Source organism: Sphingomonas sp. Leaf21, from assembly GCF_916858675.1.
Classification (GTDB): Bacteria; Pseudomonadota; Alphaproteobacteria; order Sphingomonadales; family Sphingomonadaceae; genus Sphingomonas.
Map to the genome: position 1 here is coordinate 1 of NZ_CAKASM010000003.1, position 15,051 is coordinate 15,051.

Genomic DNA, 15,051 nt, shown 5'->3' on the forward strand with positions numbered 1-15,051 from the left:
GACGGCCTGTTGCTGCGCCTTGGCGGCGGTGCGTTCGGCGGCGGTGGCGTCGGCGACCTGGCGTTCGGCGGCATCGGCTTCGGTCCGCGCGGTGGCCGCCGCTTCGGCCGCGTCGCGCCAGCGGGCGAAGATCATCCGCGCTTCGGCGACGCGGATCTGGTCGGAGATGAGGCGATAGCGTTCCGCCGCGCGCGCCTGCCGCCGCAGGGTGGCGATGCGGGCGTCCTGATCGGCGATCGCCTCGTCCAGCCGGGTGAGGTTCGCCTCGGTCGCGCGAAGCTTGCCTTCCGCGTCGCGGCGGCGGACGTGCAGCCCGGCGATCCCGGCGGCCTCCTCCAGCATCGCGCGGCGTTCGGCGGGCTTGGCCGAGATGACCGCGCTGATCCGGTTCTGGCTGACCAGCGCGGGCGAGTGGGCACCGGTCGCCGCATCGGCGAACAGCAGCGCGACGTCCCTGGCGCGCACGTCGCGCCCGTCGATCCGATAGGCGGACCCGGCCCCGCGCTCGATCCGGCGGACGATCTCGGTCTCGTCGCCATCGCGTTCGGCCAGGATCGTGACTTCGGCGAAGTCGCGCGGGGGGCGGGTGGCGGTCCCGGCGAAGATGACGTCTTCCATCCCCGCGCCGCGCATCGACCGCGCGCTGTTCTCACCCATCGTCCAGCGCAGCGCTTCGAGCAGGTTCGACTTGCCGCAGCCATTGGGGCCGACGACACCGGTCAGCCCCGGCTCGATGACCAGATCGGCCGGATCGACGAAGCTCTTGAAACCCGAAATGCGAAGCCGCTTGATCTGCACGGACCCGGTGCCGCCCCCCGACGTCGTTGGACCTCAAGCGATAGCGGATGGGCGCGCGTTGTCGAGGGAAGTGTTGGGATGACGCCCAGGCGACCACGACCTGGATCGCATGGGGACGTGGGGCGCGCGCATGGGGGGTATTGGCCGGATCGGTCGACAAGCGCCGTTTCCGGCCGCTTTCATTACACGACAAACAACGGCATGATGCCGCCCGCCGTCCGGGAGATGGGGTGATTATGCAATTGATCGACAACCTGCGGGGGAGTCATTCCCGCACATTGCGGAATGTCGTCTGGGCGCTGTTGGCCTGTCTATTGCTCGCGCCAGCGCTGGCCATGCGATTTACCAGGGAAGTCGATTGGGACGCGATCGACTTCGTATTCGCCGCTATATTGCTCGGGACGATCGGTATCGCCTGCGAATGCGCGCCGCGTTTGTCGGCGCCGCCGGTGGTCCGTGCCCTGCTCGTCATCGGAACACTGGCGGCGGTGTGCGTGATCTGGGCTGATGCGGCGGTTGGTATCTTCGACTAGCCTCCGCCCGATATTCCCCCGGATTATCCGAACCGCTGCAATTCGAACGGCGAGGTGGGAACGGGCGCCGGCTCTCCGTCCAACATCGCCGCGACCAGTTCGCCGGTAACGGGCGCCAGCGTCAGCCCCAGATGGTTGTGCCCGAACGCATAGGACACCCCCCGCGTCCCCGGCACCCGCCCGATCGCGGGCAGGTAGTCCGGCAGGGTCGGCCGCGCGCCCATCCAGGGCTTCGCGTCCGCACCGATCGGCAGGCCGAGCGCGGCGATGTGGTGGCGCAGGCGGTTCCACTTGGCGGGGTCGGGCCGGGCCTCGGCGCGGGCGAACTCGACGATGCTGGCGGCGCGCAGGCCACCGGCGAAGCGGGTGACGATCATCGAGCGGTCCTCGAACACCACCGGCGGCAGGTCGGCGGGCCAGTCGACCTCCGACCCCGTCTGGAGGTGATAGCCGCGCTCGGCGATGATCGGGGCGCTAAGGCCGAAGGGGCGGAGCAGCGCGGCGCTCGCCACCCCCGCCGTCACCACGATCTGATCGGCGGACAGGCGGCGGTCGTCGGTCAGGCGGACCTCGCCATCGCCGACTGCCTCGACCCTGCCGACGATCCGCGTACCACCATCGGCGATGAAGCGCGCGGTCGCCGTATCGGCGAGTCGGGTCGGATCGGCGATCTGTCCGCTGCCCTCGAACCGGATGCCGCCCGCGATCGGGCTGCGGACGCGGGTGCGCCAGTCTTGCAACTCCGCCTCGGTCAGCGGGCGGAAGCGTGCGGTGCCGGTATCCGCCGCTTGCCAGTTGGCCAAGCCGCGCGCGGCGCTCTCCGGCGTTTCCCATAGCACGACATGGCCGTGGGCGCGGAGCAGATCGGGCGCGCCCAGCGCGGCGACGTGCCGCTGCCAGGCGGGCATGGCCTGGGCGAGCAGCGCCGCCAACGCCTGATGCGAACGCGCGTAGCGCACGGGGCGGGCGGCCCTCAGCAGGCGCAGCGAGAAGGGCAGCCATGTCGCGATCTCGCGTGGCGGCAGGGCCAGCGCGCCGCCGCGCCAGAACAGCCTTTTGGCGAAACCGCGCACCATTGCGGGCGACGCGATCGGCTCGGCCTGCTCGGTCGCGATATGGCCCGCATTGCCCCAGGAGGCGGCGCGGGGGCTTTCCTCCGCCTCGACCAGCGTTACCGCCCACCCCTTGCGCTGAAGTGCCAGCGCGGTGGTCGTCCCCACGACCCCGCCGCCGATGACGATGGCGCTGCGACGATCCGACGCTGATGCGTGATTTTCCGGCTTGGGCATGGGGGCGGTCATATCGTATACCGAATTCCTAGCAAGGGAATCCCGATGACGTCACCCACGATCCGCCATACCTTCTTCTGCATCGATGGCCATACGGCGGGCAATCCCGTGCGACTGGTGGCGGGGGGGGCTCCCTTGTTGCGCGGGGCCAGCATGGCGGAACGGCGGCTGGATTTCCTCGAGCGGTTCGACTGGATCCGCACCGGGCTGTGCTTCGAGCCGCGCGGGCATGACATGATGTCGGGCGGCTTCCTCTATCCACCCTGCGAGCCCGACAGCGACGCGGCGATCCTGTTCATCGAGACCAGCGGCTGCCTGCCCATGTGCGGGCATGGCACGATCGGGATGATTACCTTCGGTCTGGAACACGGCCTGATTACCCCGCGCGAGCCCGGCCAGCTGAAGGTCGAGGTGCCCGCGGGCACCATCCATATCGAATATGAGAAGGAGGGTGCGAAGGTTACCGCCGTGCGAATCCGCAACGTCCCCGCCTATCTGGCGGCGGAGGGCATCCGGATCGACGTGCCGGGCTTCGGGCCGCTGACGTTGGATGTCGCCTATGGCGGCAATTACTATGCGATCATCGAGCCGCAGGGGGCCTATACCGGACTGGACGATCTGGGCGCGTCGAAGCTGGTCGAGCTGAGCCGGACGATCCGCGAGCTGGTGCGCGAGCAGTTCGAGCCGGTCCACCCCCTCGAACCCTCGATCCGGGGGGTCAGCCATGTGCTCTGGGCGGACAAGCCCTCCGCCGAGGATGCCGACGGACGCAACGCGGTCTTCTACGGCGAGCGAGCGATCGACCGTAGCCCGTGCGGCACCGGCACTTCGGCACGGCTCGCGCATCTGGCGGCCAAGGGACGGTTGAAGGTCGGCGACCGCTTCGTCCACGAAAGCTATATCCGCAGCCGCTTCATCGGCCGGGTCGAGGCGCAAACCGACCTCGCCGGGCAGGTGGCGATCGTACCCTCGATCCAGGGCTCGGCGATCGCGACCGGGTTCAATACGATCTGGATCGACCGCGAGGATCCGTTCTGGGCCGGGTTCACGGTGGTGTGAAGCGGTCGTTCGCGCGAAGCCGCGCGAACCCACTGCCCCGGCCCTCACCGGGGCGAAGCTTTACCCCAGATCGTCGATCGCGGGCTGCGGCTGGGTAAACCAGGCAGCGCCCGTCTCGGTCACGTAAAAGTGATCCTCCAGCCGCACGCCGAAACGGTCCGGCACCACGATCATCGGCTCGTTGGAAAAGCACATGCCCGGCGCGAGGGGAGTCGTGTCGCCGCGCACCAGATAGGCGGGCTCGTGGATCGACAGGCCGATGCCGTGCCCGGTGCGGTGGGGCAGGCCGGGCAGGCGGTAATCGGGGCCCAGGCCGGCTCGCTCCAACACCGCGCGCGCCGCGTAATCCACCGCCTCGCATGGCTCGCCCGGACGGACGGCGGCGAACGCGGCTCCTTGCGCCTCCTTCTCGATATCCCAGATGCGGCGGACCTCATCGCCCACTTCGCCGAACGCATAGGTGCGGGTGATGTCGCTGTGATAGCCGTCGACCAGCGTGCCCGTATCGACCAGCACCAGATCGCCGTCACGCAACACGTCGTCCTGCGGCAGGCCATGCGGGAAGGCGGTCGAGCGGCCGAACTGGACCGCGCAGAAGGTGTTGCCGGTCGACGCGCCCAGTGCGCGGTGCGCCTGGTCGATGAAGCGGATCACCTCGGACGCGCGAATGCCCTCGTGCAGGATACGCGCGGCGCGGCGGTGCACCTCCAGCGTCATGTCCATCGCCTGCTGCATCAGCGCGATCTCGGCGGGCGACTTGATCTGGCGGCAGCCATCGACGACTGGCCCGCCATCGACCAGCGCCACGCCCGGCGCGGCGGCGCGGATGCGTTCGACGAACAGGAACGCCATGGCCGGATCGATCGCCAGCGTCTTCGCGCCCTTCAGGGAATCGGCGACGAGGGCGGAGGGGCTTTCATCTTCCTGCCACAAGCGGATATCGGCCGCGGGAACGGCCAGGCTCGCCTCGAACGAGCCGAGTTCGAAGGCGGGGCAGATGAAGATCGGATCGCCCACGACCGGCAGCAGCATCGCGACCAGCCGTTCGGTCGCACCCCATGCGACGCCGGTGAAATAGCGCAGGCTCGCCCCCGCGCCGACCAGCAACGCGTCGGCTCCCATGCGGCCCATCAACTCGCGCGCCCGGTCGAGGCGGTGGGCGCGCTCCCCGGCGGTGATGACGGGGGCAGGGTTCGTCCAGGGCGACAGGCTCGCCAGTTCGCGTTCCGCCGTCGATCCGCCGATCATGCCCGCCATGCGATTTCCTCCATTTCGTATACGGTCGGGCGTGTAGCGCGGGCCGGGGCGATCGTCCAACGCAATACCCGCCCTCCGTTCGCCCGCACCTGACGGTGGGCCGTGGGATTCGACTTCGCTCGGCCCGCACGGATAGGGGATCGCTACTCATCCCCCATACATGGCCATCGCATCCCGTCGGAACGCCGCCCCGCTGTCCGAGCGGCTGTAGAACATGTGCCCGCCGGGATAGACGTTGAGCCGCACCCGCTGTGCCACGCCGTAGCTCGGCATCTGGTCGACGATCAGCCGCGACGCGAAATAGGGGCAGGACAGGTCGTCCCAGCCATGGACGATCATCACCTTCATCTTGGGATCATTGGCGATCGCCTTGCGCAGGTCGGTGACGGGGGTGTCCTCGGGCTTGCCGCGATCCCAGGCGCTGTTGACCTCGTAGGACAGCGCGTGGAAGCGCGCGTCGGTTTTCCAGCCCACCTCGCGGGTGACGAAATCGACCATCGCGCTGGTCGTCGGTGCGATCAGCGAGTCGAGCAGCGGATCGTTCGACCGCTGCTGCGAGGACCAGGGGAATGGGTCGAAGGCGGTGACGTTGGAGTCGTAGATGCTGCCGATCGTCGAATCGTTGCGATGGATCTCCCGCAGATAGGTCCGCGTGTCGATCCGCCCGCCCAGTTTGCGGACCAGCGCCGGGTCCAGCCCGGTGAGCTCGGTGACGCGGGTCACCATCCGGTCGACCGCCTGCGTGTCCGACCGCCCGCGCATCAGGTCGCGCAGATAATCGCCGCGCGCATAGGCCTCGACCCCCGCCATCGCCTCGGGGGTCAGCTTGCCCTGCCGCTCGAGCTGCGCGGCGGCCATCGAGGGCAGGTCGATCATCCAGGGCAGCGGCGACAGCGCGGTGGCATCGTCGCCCGAGGCGGGGTCGAGATAGGGCGACACCATCACGATGCCGTTGACGCCCACGCCGATCTGCGACTGGAGTTCATAGGCGATGCGCGGCGCGCGGTAGCCGCCATAGCTTTCGCCCATGACATATTTGGGCGAGCGCAACCGGCCTTCCTTGACCAGCCAGTCATAGACGACCTTGGACAGATATTTGATGTCCGGATCGTTGGCGTAGAAATCCTTCTTGGTCTCCGCCTCATCGACCAGGCTGCGGCTGAATCCGGTGCCGATGGGGTCGATGAAGACCAGGTCGGTGAAGTCGAGCCAGCTATTGGCGTTGTCCGTCGTGACCGGCGAATCGGAGGGGGCGTCACCCTGCGTCCCGAACTGGACGCGTTTCGGCCCAACCGCGCCCAGGTTCAGATAGACCGATGCCGCGCCCGGTCCGCCGTTGAACGCGAAGGTGACGGGCCGCCGCACGTCGCCACCGGGTACGGTATAGGCGGTGTAGACGACCTGCCCGATCTCCTTGCCCTTGTCGTCGCGGACCGCGATCTTGCCGATCGTCGCCCTGTAGTTGATCACCCGGCCACCGATCCGCGCGCTCTGGCTGATCGTCTTGTCGGCGGGCAGCGGCGGGCGCTTGCTGTCGTCGTCCTTGGTTTCGGTGGTGGTCTTGGTTTCGGTCTTCTCGGCCTTTTGCGCGGCGGCGAGCGAGGGGGCGATGGCGGCGCTGCTGGCCAGCAGCAACAGGGCGGTCAGGTGCAAGGTCTTCGGCACGTTGGAAACTACTCCCCCTCGAACAGCGGTAAGATGGGATCATGCGCCGGACTTCCGCGTTCCCGCAAGCCTGTCGCCGCCAAAACCGGCCCCTCGAAACCGACCCCTCCGCACCCTATCTCACCTCTGGCCTTTCCCCTGGAACAGAAGTAGAACCCGCTTCATGCTGACCAAGATTTCCGTCCGCGGCGCGCGCGAGCATAATCTCAAGGATGTCGATATCGACATTCCCCGTGACACGCTGACGGTCATCACCGGCCTGTCGGGGTCGGGCAAGTCCAGCCTCGCCTTCGACACCATCTATGCCGAGGGGCAGCGGCGTTACGTCGAGTCGCTGTCGGCCTATGCGCGCCAGTTTCTGGAGATGATGCAGAAGCCGGACGTCGATCATATCGAGGGGCTGTCGCCCGCCATCTCGATCGAGCAGAAGACGACCAGCCGCAATCCGCGCTCGACCGTGGCTACCGTCACCGAGATCTACGACTATATGCGCCTGCTCTGGGCGCGGGTCGGCATTCCCTACAGCCCCGCCACCGGGGAGCCGATCGCGGCGCAGACGGTCAGCCAGATGGTCGACCGGGTGATGACGCTCCCCGAGGGGACGCGTCTCTACCTGCTCGCCCCCGTGGTGCGCGGCCGCAAGGGCGAATATCGCAAGGAAATGGCCGAGTGGCAGAAGGCGGGCTTCACCCGCGTGCGTATCGACGGCCAGCTCTACGAGATCGACGAGGCCCCGGCGCTCGACAAGAAGTTCAAGCACGATATCGAGGTGGTGGTCGATCGCCTCGTCGTGCGCGAGGATATCGCCACCCGCCTGGCCGACAGTTTCGAGACGGCGCTGAAGCTGGCCGATGGCCTCGCCTATGTCGACCCGGCCGATCCGGTCGAGCCGCACACGCCCAAATCGGCGGTGCTGGGCGACAACGCACCCGATGGCCGTATCGTCTTTTCCGAGAAGTTCGCCTGCCCGATCAGCGGCTTCACCATTTCCGAGATCGAGCCGCGGCTGTTCTCGTTCAACGCGCCGCAGGGGGCTTGCCCGGCCTGTGACGGGCTGGGCGAGAAGCTCATCTTCGACGAAGATCTCGTCGTCCCCAATCACGAACTGTCGATCAAGAAGGGCGCGGTCGTGCCCTGGGCCAAGTCCAATCCGCCCAGCCCCTATTACATGCAGGTGCTGGGCAGCCTGGCGCGCGAGTTCGGTTTTGCGCTGGAGACGCCGTGGAAGGATCTGGAGGACAGTGTCCGCGACGCGATCCTGTACGGGACGAAGGGCAAGGCGGTCACGCTGACCTTCGTCGACGGCAAGAAGTCCTATGACGTGAAGAAGCCGTTCGAGGGCGTGATCGGCAATCTCAACCGCCGGATGCTCCAGACCGAGAGCGCCTGGATGCGCGAGGAACTGGCCAACTACCAGTCGTCCCAGCCCTGCGAAGTCTGCCACGGCGCGCGGTTGAAGCCCGAGGCGCTGGCGGTCAAGATCGCGATGCAGGACATTTCCTACGCCACGCATCTGTCGGTGGTCGATGCGCTGGCCTTCTTTACCGGCCTGCCCGAGCATCTGACCGACCAGCAACGCGCCATCGCGCAGCCGATCCTGAAGGAGATTGTCGAGCGGCTGGGCTTCCTCAACAATGTCGGCTTGGATTACCTGAATCTCGACCGGACCTCGGGTACGCTGTCGGGTGGTGAGAGCCAGCGGATTCGCCTGGCATCGCAGATCGGATCGGGCCTGTCGGGCGTGCTGTACGTGCTGGACGAACCGTCGATCGGGCTTCACCAGCGCGACAACGACATGCTGCTCGCGACGCTGCGGCGGTTGCGCGACCTGGGTAACACCGTGCTGGTGGTCGAGCATGACGAGGATGCGATCCGCACCGCCGATTATGTCATCGACATGGGGCCGGGCGCGGGCGTGCATGGCGGCCAGATCGTCGCGCACGGAACGCTCAAGCAACTGCTCAAGTCCAAGACGAGCGTGACGGCCGATTATCTGAACGGCACGCGCGAGATCGCCGTGCCCGCCAAGCGGCGCAAGGGGTCCGGCAAGAAGCTGACCGTGCACAAGGCCACCGCCAACAATCTGCAGGGCGTGACCGCGAGCATCCCGCTCGGCACCTTCACCTGCATCACCGGCGTGTCGGGATCGGGCAAGTCGAGCTTCACCATCGACACCCTCTATGCCGCCGCCGCGCGCACGCTGAACGGCGCGCGCATCCTGGCGGGCAAGCATGAGAAGATCAGCGGGCTCGACCATCTCGACAAGGTGATCGACATCGACCAGTCGCCGATCGGCCGCACCCCGCGTTCGAACCCGGCGACCTATACCGGCGCCTTCACCCAGATCCGCGACTGGTTCGCGGGGCTGCCCGAGGCGCAGGCGCGCGGATACAAGCCCGGCCGGTTCAGCTTCAACGTCAAGGGCGGCCGGTGCGAGGCGTGTCAGGGCGACGGCGTGCTCAAGATCGAGATGCACTTCCTGCCCGACGTCTATGTGACCTGCGACGTATGCCACGGCGCGCGCTACAATCGCGAGACGCTGGAGGTGAAGTTTAAGGGGCATTCGATCGCCGACGTGCTCGACATGACGGTCGAGGATGCGGCGGAGTTCTTCCAGGCGGTGCCGCCGATCCGCGACAAGATGGCGATGCTGGTCGAGGTGGGGCTGGGTTACGTCAAGGTCGGCCAGCAGGCGACGACCCTGTCGGGCGGCGAGGCGCAGCGGGTGAAGCTGGCCAAGGAACTCTCGCGCCGGGCGACGGGCAACACCCTCTACATCCTCGACGAGCCGACCACGGGACTGCATTTCGAAGATGTCCGCAAGCTGCTCGAGGTGCTCCACGCGCTGGTCGAACAGGGCAATACGGTGGTGGTGATCGAGCATAATCTCGACGTCATCAAGACCGCCGACTGGATCGTCGACCTCGGACCCGAGGGCGGCGTCAAGGGTGGCGAGATCGTCGCGGTCGGTACGCCGGAAGTGGTCGCGGCGGAACCGCGCAGCTTCACGGGGAAGTATCTCAAGCCGCTTCTGGACAAGGGGCAGGCGCAGGCGGCGGAGTGATCGGCCCGCGGTATCCGCGCGGCCTTCGACTTCGCTCAGGCTGGACGGGGTAGGGGGGGCTAGGGCCGATCGACATTCAACTATGCCTGTCCATCCCTCGCCCCTCGTAGAGGGGAGAGGGTTGCGAAGACTTGGTCTTTGCGAAGCAAAGGCCTAGTCGGAGCCGGGTGAGGGGTGAAGCGCTCGAAGAGCGCGCGAGCCTTGAGGCTCGCTCAACCCCTCACCCAAGCTGCGCTAGCCAGCACGCTGGCAAGCTTCGCTAACCTTTCCCCTGTCCGGGGGAGGGGAGAATAAGCTGAATGTCGATCCGGCCCAGGCCATCGTCCCCGTTCGCACTGGGCGGACTCGAAGTGCAGGTGCGACCTGTCCCACCGCGCCACCCGACCCATCGCAACTTTTCTGCGCCCGAAACGATTCCCTCGCATCACTCATGAGGGAGGATCTGATGCGTGCACTCACTCTTGGCATGGTAGCGGCGGCGACGTTGGTGTCGGGCTGCTCGACCTATGGCGGCGGTTACGGTGGCGGCTATGGCGGGCCGCGCTACGCCTATGACTATAACCGGCCGGACCCGGCCTATGGCGGCTATTATGCCGATCGCTATTATGTCGACAACGCACGCTACCGCGAGCGGCGGCTTCGCGACAACGACCGGGTCTATGTCGGGCAGGACGGCCGCTATTACTGCCGTCGCAACGACGGCACGACGGGTCTGATCGTCGGCGGTATCGCGGGTGGCGCGCTGGGCGCGGCGATCAGCTCGGGCGGATCGCAGACGCTGGGCACGCTGCTCGGCGCCGCCGGTGGCGCGCTGGCGGGTCGCGCGATCGAGCGGAGCAACGTTCGCTGCCGTTAAGGCCCATGCCCTTCCTCGCAAGGGGGAGGGCATAACCCCTGGTCGTCGATGACCGCGAAGATGAACGAAGCGTCACATGTTGCGACACTTGGTGACATATTCGTTAAGTGTCTGGGACAGCTTTGCGATCATCGGTCCCCATATTGGGGATCGGGCCAGTAATCGCCCGCTTAGTTATGGGAGTAACGTTATGAAGGCCATGATTCTCGCAGGGCTGGGGTTCGCCACCATTGCCGTTCCGTCGGTCGCCGATGCGCAGCGCTGGACCCCGATCGCCCAGCGGCAGGGCCAGCTTCAGAGCCGGATCGACCAGGGCATCCGATCGGGCGCGCTCAACCGGCGCGAGGCGGTTCGTCTGCGCACCCAGCTCCGCGACCTGAGCCAGCTCGAATATCGGTATCGCCGTTCGGGCGGCGGGTTGAGCGCGTCGGAGCGCAACGACCTCGACCGCCGCTATGCCGTGCTCAGCCGTCAGGTCCGCTTCGAGAAGAACGACCGCAACTATCGCCGCTGATCGGCGACGGGGGTCGCGCCGGGCGTCGCCTGGCGCGACCCTTCGGGGCGCTCGATCATGCGGCCGCTATCCTTCCATTTGTCGAGGATATCGCCCGACCGGCTCAGCCTTTCGCTGAGAACCGGGGTGACCGGAGCGGCGGCTGGCGGCGGACTGGCCGGATCGCGTGAGAGCGATGGCGAGGCGGCCATGGCGGCGGCGATCGGGGTCGGTGGCACGGCGAAAGCGGCGGCTGCTGGCACGTCCCCCGCCGCGACCGATGACAGGGCGGGCAGCGCGGGCATCGCCTCCCCGCCGCGATAGACGCGGTTCATCGCCGCGGCCGTACCCCAATAGCCCTTCCATCGGTGGAACAGGTGTGCGCCGACCATGTCGGTCATCACCATCGCTCGGTTCCAGGCGGGGGCCACCGCGAACGTATGGTAATGGGTGGCGAGCCCGACCGGCGTAAAGACGCTGCCCGACAGCGCCGCCGCCGCGATACGGGCGGCGCGCGACCAGCCTGCGACGGACGGTCCATGGGACAGCGCGCCGTCGCAGGCGAAGCTGAACTGGCAATGCGCCCGTTCCACGCCCTGATAGACCACGCCGCAGATCGTCGCGGGAAAGGCGGGGTGACGCGCGCGATTGAGCACGACCTGCGCCACCGCGCGCTGGCCATCGATGCTTTCGCCGTTGGCCTCATAGTAGATGGCGGCGGTCAGGCACTCCATCGCCCGCGCCCGGTCGGAGGCGTCGGCCGGGCCCCAGGCGAAGGGGCGCGCGGCGGTCATCCCGTTATCAGTCAATCGCGCGCCGGGCGGAATGGGCAGCGTGGGTAGCGCAACGGTGCCGGTACTGCCGTCCATGGCGGGCAGCACGTCCACGGGGACGGGCTTCGCAGCGCCGAAGGGACCGGGCGCCGTCGCGGCGGTCCGGGGGGGGCGCGCGCGCCACGCGGCTTGCGCGGCCAGCATCAGGCCGACCGTCAGCATCAGGCCCAGCAATATCAGCCAGACCTGCACCATTCGCCTTACCGTCCGCCTCGCCACCCGCAATGTCGGGAATCCTCCAGCCGCGATCATGCCAGTGCACGGCCTATACCCCAGAGGGTTAAGGATTTCGCGTATCCCGTAATGCGGGGCGATCCCCCGGGCGCGGCCCGGGGGATCGCGATCAGCGTAGCTTCGGCGTGTCGAGATTGACGGCGTCGGCGGGGATCAGCTCGACCTCGGGATGCGTCTGGCGCAGCGCGGGCAGGAACTGCTTGGCGTCGCCGACGATGACGATGCTCGCCGCCTTGGGATCGAGCAGCGCGGCGGAAGCGGACTGGACCGCCGCCGAATCCACCGCCTGGACGCGTGGGATGTAGCGGCTCAGCTCGTCCAGCGGCACGCCCTGCAGCGTATAGCTGGCGAGGATGTCTGCGATACCGTCGGTGGTCTCGATCGTCCGGCCGAAGCCGCCGACCAGCACCGCCTGTCGTGTCGTCAGTTCGTCCTGCGGTACGGCGGTGGTGCCGAGCCTGGTCATCTCCGCGTCGATCAGCGAGCCGACCTCGGCCGCCGAGGGGTTCTTGGTCTGGGTGCGGGCGGAGATCAGGCCGATATCGCGCCCGGTCGCCACCGAACTTCCCGCGCCATAGGCTAGGCCGCGCTTGATCCGGATTTCCTGATTGAGCCGCGACGAGAAGCCGCCGCCGAGCACGGTATTGGCGACCGCGAGCGGATAATAGCGGTCGTCCGCGCGGCGGATGCCCGACCGCGCGACGACGACGCCCGCCTGTCCGGCGTCCGGCATGTCGACGACGATGACGCGCGGTGCCGGGAAGGCGGGCTCGCTCGCCTTCGCCGCCGACGCCGCCCCACCCGTGACGCGCCAATCGCCCAGATGCCGCTTGGCAAGCGCCTGCGCTTGGGCGGGCGTGACGTCGCCGACCAGCAGCAGGGTCGCCTGTCCGGGCTTCCAGCTTCGCGCATAGGCGGCGGTCAGGTCGGCGCGGGTCAGCGCCTTGAGCGAGTCGGGCGTACCCGACAGCGGTTGCCCATAGGCGCGCGTGCCATAGACCACCCGGTCCGCGACCATCGCCGAAAGCTGCGCCGGGTTCTTCATCGCGACGTTCAGGCTGTCGATCGACTGGGTCCGGGCGCGGTCGATCTCGGCCTGCGCAAAGGCGGGATGGGTGGCGACATCGGCCAGGATGGTCATCGCGGTATCCGCCTGCGCCGATGGCACGGTCAGGTCGAGGCTGGCGCCGTCATCGGTCGCGCTGCTGGCGATCGATCCGCCCAGGCTTTCGACCGCGCGGGCGATCTCGGTGGCGGAGCGGGTCTGCGTGCCCTTGGTCATCACCTCCGCGGACAGGCTGCTCGCGCCCGCCTTGCCCGCCGGATCGGTCGCCGCGCCGCCCAGCGCGACGAGCGACGCGGTGACCAGCGGCAAATCATGCCGCTCGACCGTGACCACGCGCAACCCGTTGGGCAGCGTCGCGACCACCGGTTGCGGCAGGGTCGGGGCGATCGGCGCACCGGGGGCGGGGGGCAGGATTCGTTGCCCCTCGGGCGCGGGGGTGACGACCGGAATGTTCGCGGGCGGCGTGAGCGCGGCGACCTGCACCGTCGGAGCGATCTCGATCGGCATCTCGCGGACGTTCGCCGGGCGCGCGCCGTCGGGCATATAGCGGATGGTCGCCCCCTGGCGATCCGTCAGATAGGCGCGCGCCACCCGCTGGATATCGGCGGCAGTGACCTTCTGCACGGCGGCGATCTGGCGATCGGCGGCACTGGGATCGCCGTCGATGATGACGCTGTTGGCGATCAGGTTCGCCTTGCCCTCGGCGGTCTCGCGCTGCTTGAGCGCGGCGGTCAGCAATTCGTTCTTCGCCTCGGCCAGTTCGGCGGCGGAGACGGGCGCGTCACGCAGCCGGGCGACCTCCTTCTTGAGCGCGGCTTCGCCCTCGGCAACGGGCTTGCCGCTAGCCATCATCGCATAGAGGACGAGATTGCCCGTCGACTGCTTGGTGTCGAGGAAGGTCGACGCCGATTGTGCCAGCTGGTCGCGATAGACCAGGTCCTCGTAAAGGCGCGAACTCTCGCCCGCCGACAGGATCGCGTTCAGGACCATCAGCGCGGGCGTGTCGGCGCTCCGGTCGGGCGGGATGTGATAGCTGACGAGGACGGCGGGCAGGGGCGTATTGGGCTCGTAGACCGTGCGCGACACCGCTTCGGTACGCGGCGGCTCCTGTACCGTCACGCGCGGGATCGGGTTGCCGGGTCGCTGGATGTTGGCGAAATACTGATCGACCCAGCGGTCGAGTTGTGCGGGATCGAAATTGCCCGATACGACCAGTACCGCATTGTCCGGCCGGTAATAGGTGGCGTGGAACGCGCGCACGTCGTCGATGCCCGCCGATTCCAGCTCCTCCAGGCTGCCGATGCCGGGGCGCGCATAGGGATGCACGCTGTACGCCAGCTTGGGATAGTAGATGGAGAACAGCTTGCCATAGGGCTGGGCGAGGGTGCGCTGGCGCAGTTCCTCCTTCACCACGTCGCGTTCGCTGGCGAAGCTCTTGGGCTCGACGACCAGCGAGGCCATGCGGTCCGCCTCGGCGAAGAGCAGGCGCTGCAGATGGTTGGCGGGGACCACCTCGAAGTAATTGGTATAGTCGTCGGCGGTCGAGGCGTTGTTATAGCCGCCGACATCCTCGGTCAGGCGATCCATCTGTTCGGGGACCAGATTGCGCGTCGCCTTGAACATCAGATGCTCGAACATGTGCGCGAAGCCCGAACGGCCCTTGGGATCGTCCTTCGACCCGACGTCGTACCAGACCTGGACCGAGACATTGGGCGTCGCGGTGTCGCGAATGGCGTAGACGCGCAAGCCGTTGGGCAGGGTGCGCGTCGTGAAGTCGATGGGCTTCACGCTTTCCGTGCGCGCTGACGGTGCAGCGGTCTGTGCCCCTGCCAGCGAGGGAAGGGCGGCGACGCCGAGCAGAAGCGCGGCACGGAAAAGGCGCATGAAGACCCTCTTTATGGAAA

Annotated in this window: 11 protein-coding genes; 5 read left to right on the forward strand and 6 right to left on the reverse strand. The window is 67.7% G+C overall.

Annotated features, from left to right (window positions below; genetic code table 11):
- On the reverse strand, positions 1-798 hold a 798-nt coding region (locus tag LRP66_RS03880), incomplete at its 3' end, for an AAA family ATPase (RefSeq protein ID WP_230481205.1).
- Positions 799-1,034: 236 nt separating this feature from the next.
- Between LRP66_RS03880 and LRP66_RS03885 the strand changes: the two genes are divergently transcribed.
- Positions 1,035-1,331, forward strand: a complete 297-nt coding sequence (locus LRP66_RS03885) for a hypothetical protein (protein WP_230481206.1) — start codon at positions 1,035-1,037, stop codon at positions 1,329-1,331.
- A gap of 23 nt (positions 1,332-1,354) precedes the next feature.
- Here LRP66_RS03885 and LRP66_RS03890 read toward each other — a convergent pair whose 3' ends face one another.
- Complete coding sequence (locus LRP66_RS03890; RefSeq protein ID WP_230481207.1) at positions 1,355-2,632, reverse strand: NAD(P)/FAD-dependent oxidoreductase; 1,278 nt, start codon at positions 2,630-2,632, stop codon at positions 1,355-1,357.
- 33 nt (positions 2,633-2,665) lie between these two features.
- On the opposite strand from LRP66_RS03890, the gene LRP66_RS03895 reads away from it, so the two are divergent.
- Positions 2,666-3,679 (forward strand): 4-hydroxyproline epimerase, encoded by a 1,014-nt coding sequence (locus LRP66_RS03895; RefSeq protein ID WP_230481208.1) that lies wholly within the window; start codon positions 2,666-2,668, stop codon positions 3,677-3,679.
- 60 nt (positions 3,680-3,739) lie between these two features.
- Here LRP66_RS03895 and LRP66_RS03900 read toward each other — a convergent pair whose 3' ends face one another.
- Positions 3,740-4,936, reverse strand: coding sequence for a M24 family metallopeptidase (locus tag LRP66_RS03900; protein WP_230481209.1), 1,197 nt, complete (start codon positions 4,934-4,936; stop codon positions 3,740-3,742).
- A gap of 147 nt (positions 4,937-5,083) precedes the next feature.
- Positions 5,084-6,601, reverse strand: a complete 1,518-nt coding sequence (locus tag LRP66_RS03905; RefSeq protein WP_230481210.1) for a S10 family peptidase — start codon at positions 6,599-6,601, stop codon at positions 5,084-5,086.
- A 163-nt stretch (positions 6,602-6,764) separates the two neighbouring features.
- Here LRP66_RS03905 and uvrA point away from each other — a divergent pair, with 163 nt between their 5' ends.
- The 3 genes from uvrA (at position 6,765) to LRP66_RS03920 (ending at position 11,035) form a co-directional block, all read left to right on the forward strand.
- Entirely contained in the window at positions 6,765-9,665 is a 2,901-nt protein-coding gene (gene uvrA / locus LRP66_RS03910; RefSeq protein ID WP_230481211.1) for an excinuclease ABC subunit UvrA, read from the forward strand.
- Positions 9,666-10,110: 445 nt separating this feature from the next.
- Positions 10,111-10,521 carry a glycine zipper 2TM domain-containing protein gene (locus tag LRP66_RS03915; RefSeq protein ID WP_230481212.1) on the forward strand — a complete coding sequence of 137 codons (411 nt, stop codon included), beginning with the start codon at positions 10,111-10,113 and terminating at the stop codon, positions 10,519-10,521.
- Positions 10,522-10,711: 190 nt separating this feature from the next.
- Positions 10,712-11,035 (forward strand): hypothetical protein, encoded by a 324-nt coding sequence (locus tag LRP66_RS03920; RefSeq protein ID WP_230481213.1) that lies wholly within the window; start codon positions 10,712-10,714, stop codon positions 11,033-11,035.
- Here the strand turns inward: LRP66_RS03920 and LRP66_RS03925 are convergent.
- Both LRP66_RS03925 and LRP66_RS03930 read right to left on the reverse strand, forming a co-directional pair.
- Complete coding sequence (locus LRP66_RS03925; protein ID WP_230481214.1) at positions 11,023-12,042, reverse strand: cell wall hydrolase; 1,020 nt, start codon at positions 12,040-12,042, stop codon at positions 11,023-11,025. The two genes, LRP66_RS03920 and LRP66_RS03925, sit on opposite strands and share 13 nt — an antisense overlap.
- A gap of 148 nt (positions 12,043-12,190) precedes the next feature.
- A complete protein-coding gene (locus LRP66_RS03930; RefSeq protein ID WP_230481215.1) occupies positions 12,191-15,031 on the reverse strand; it encodes a M16 family metallopeptidase in 2,841 nt (946 codons plus the stop codon).
- Between the last annotated feature and the right edge of the window lie 20 nt (positions 15,032-15,051).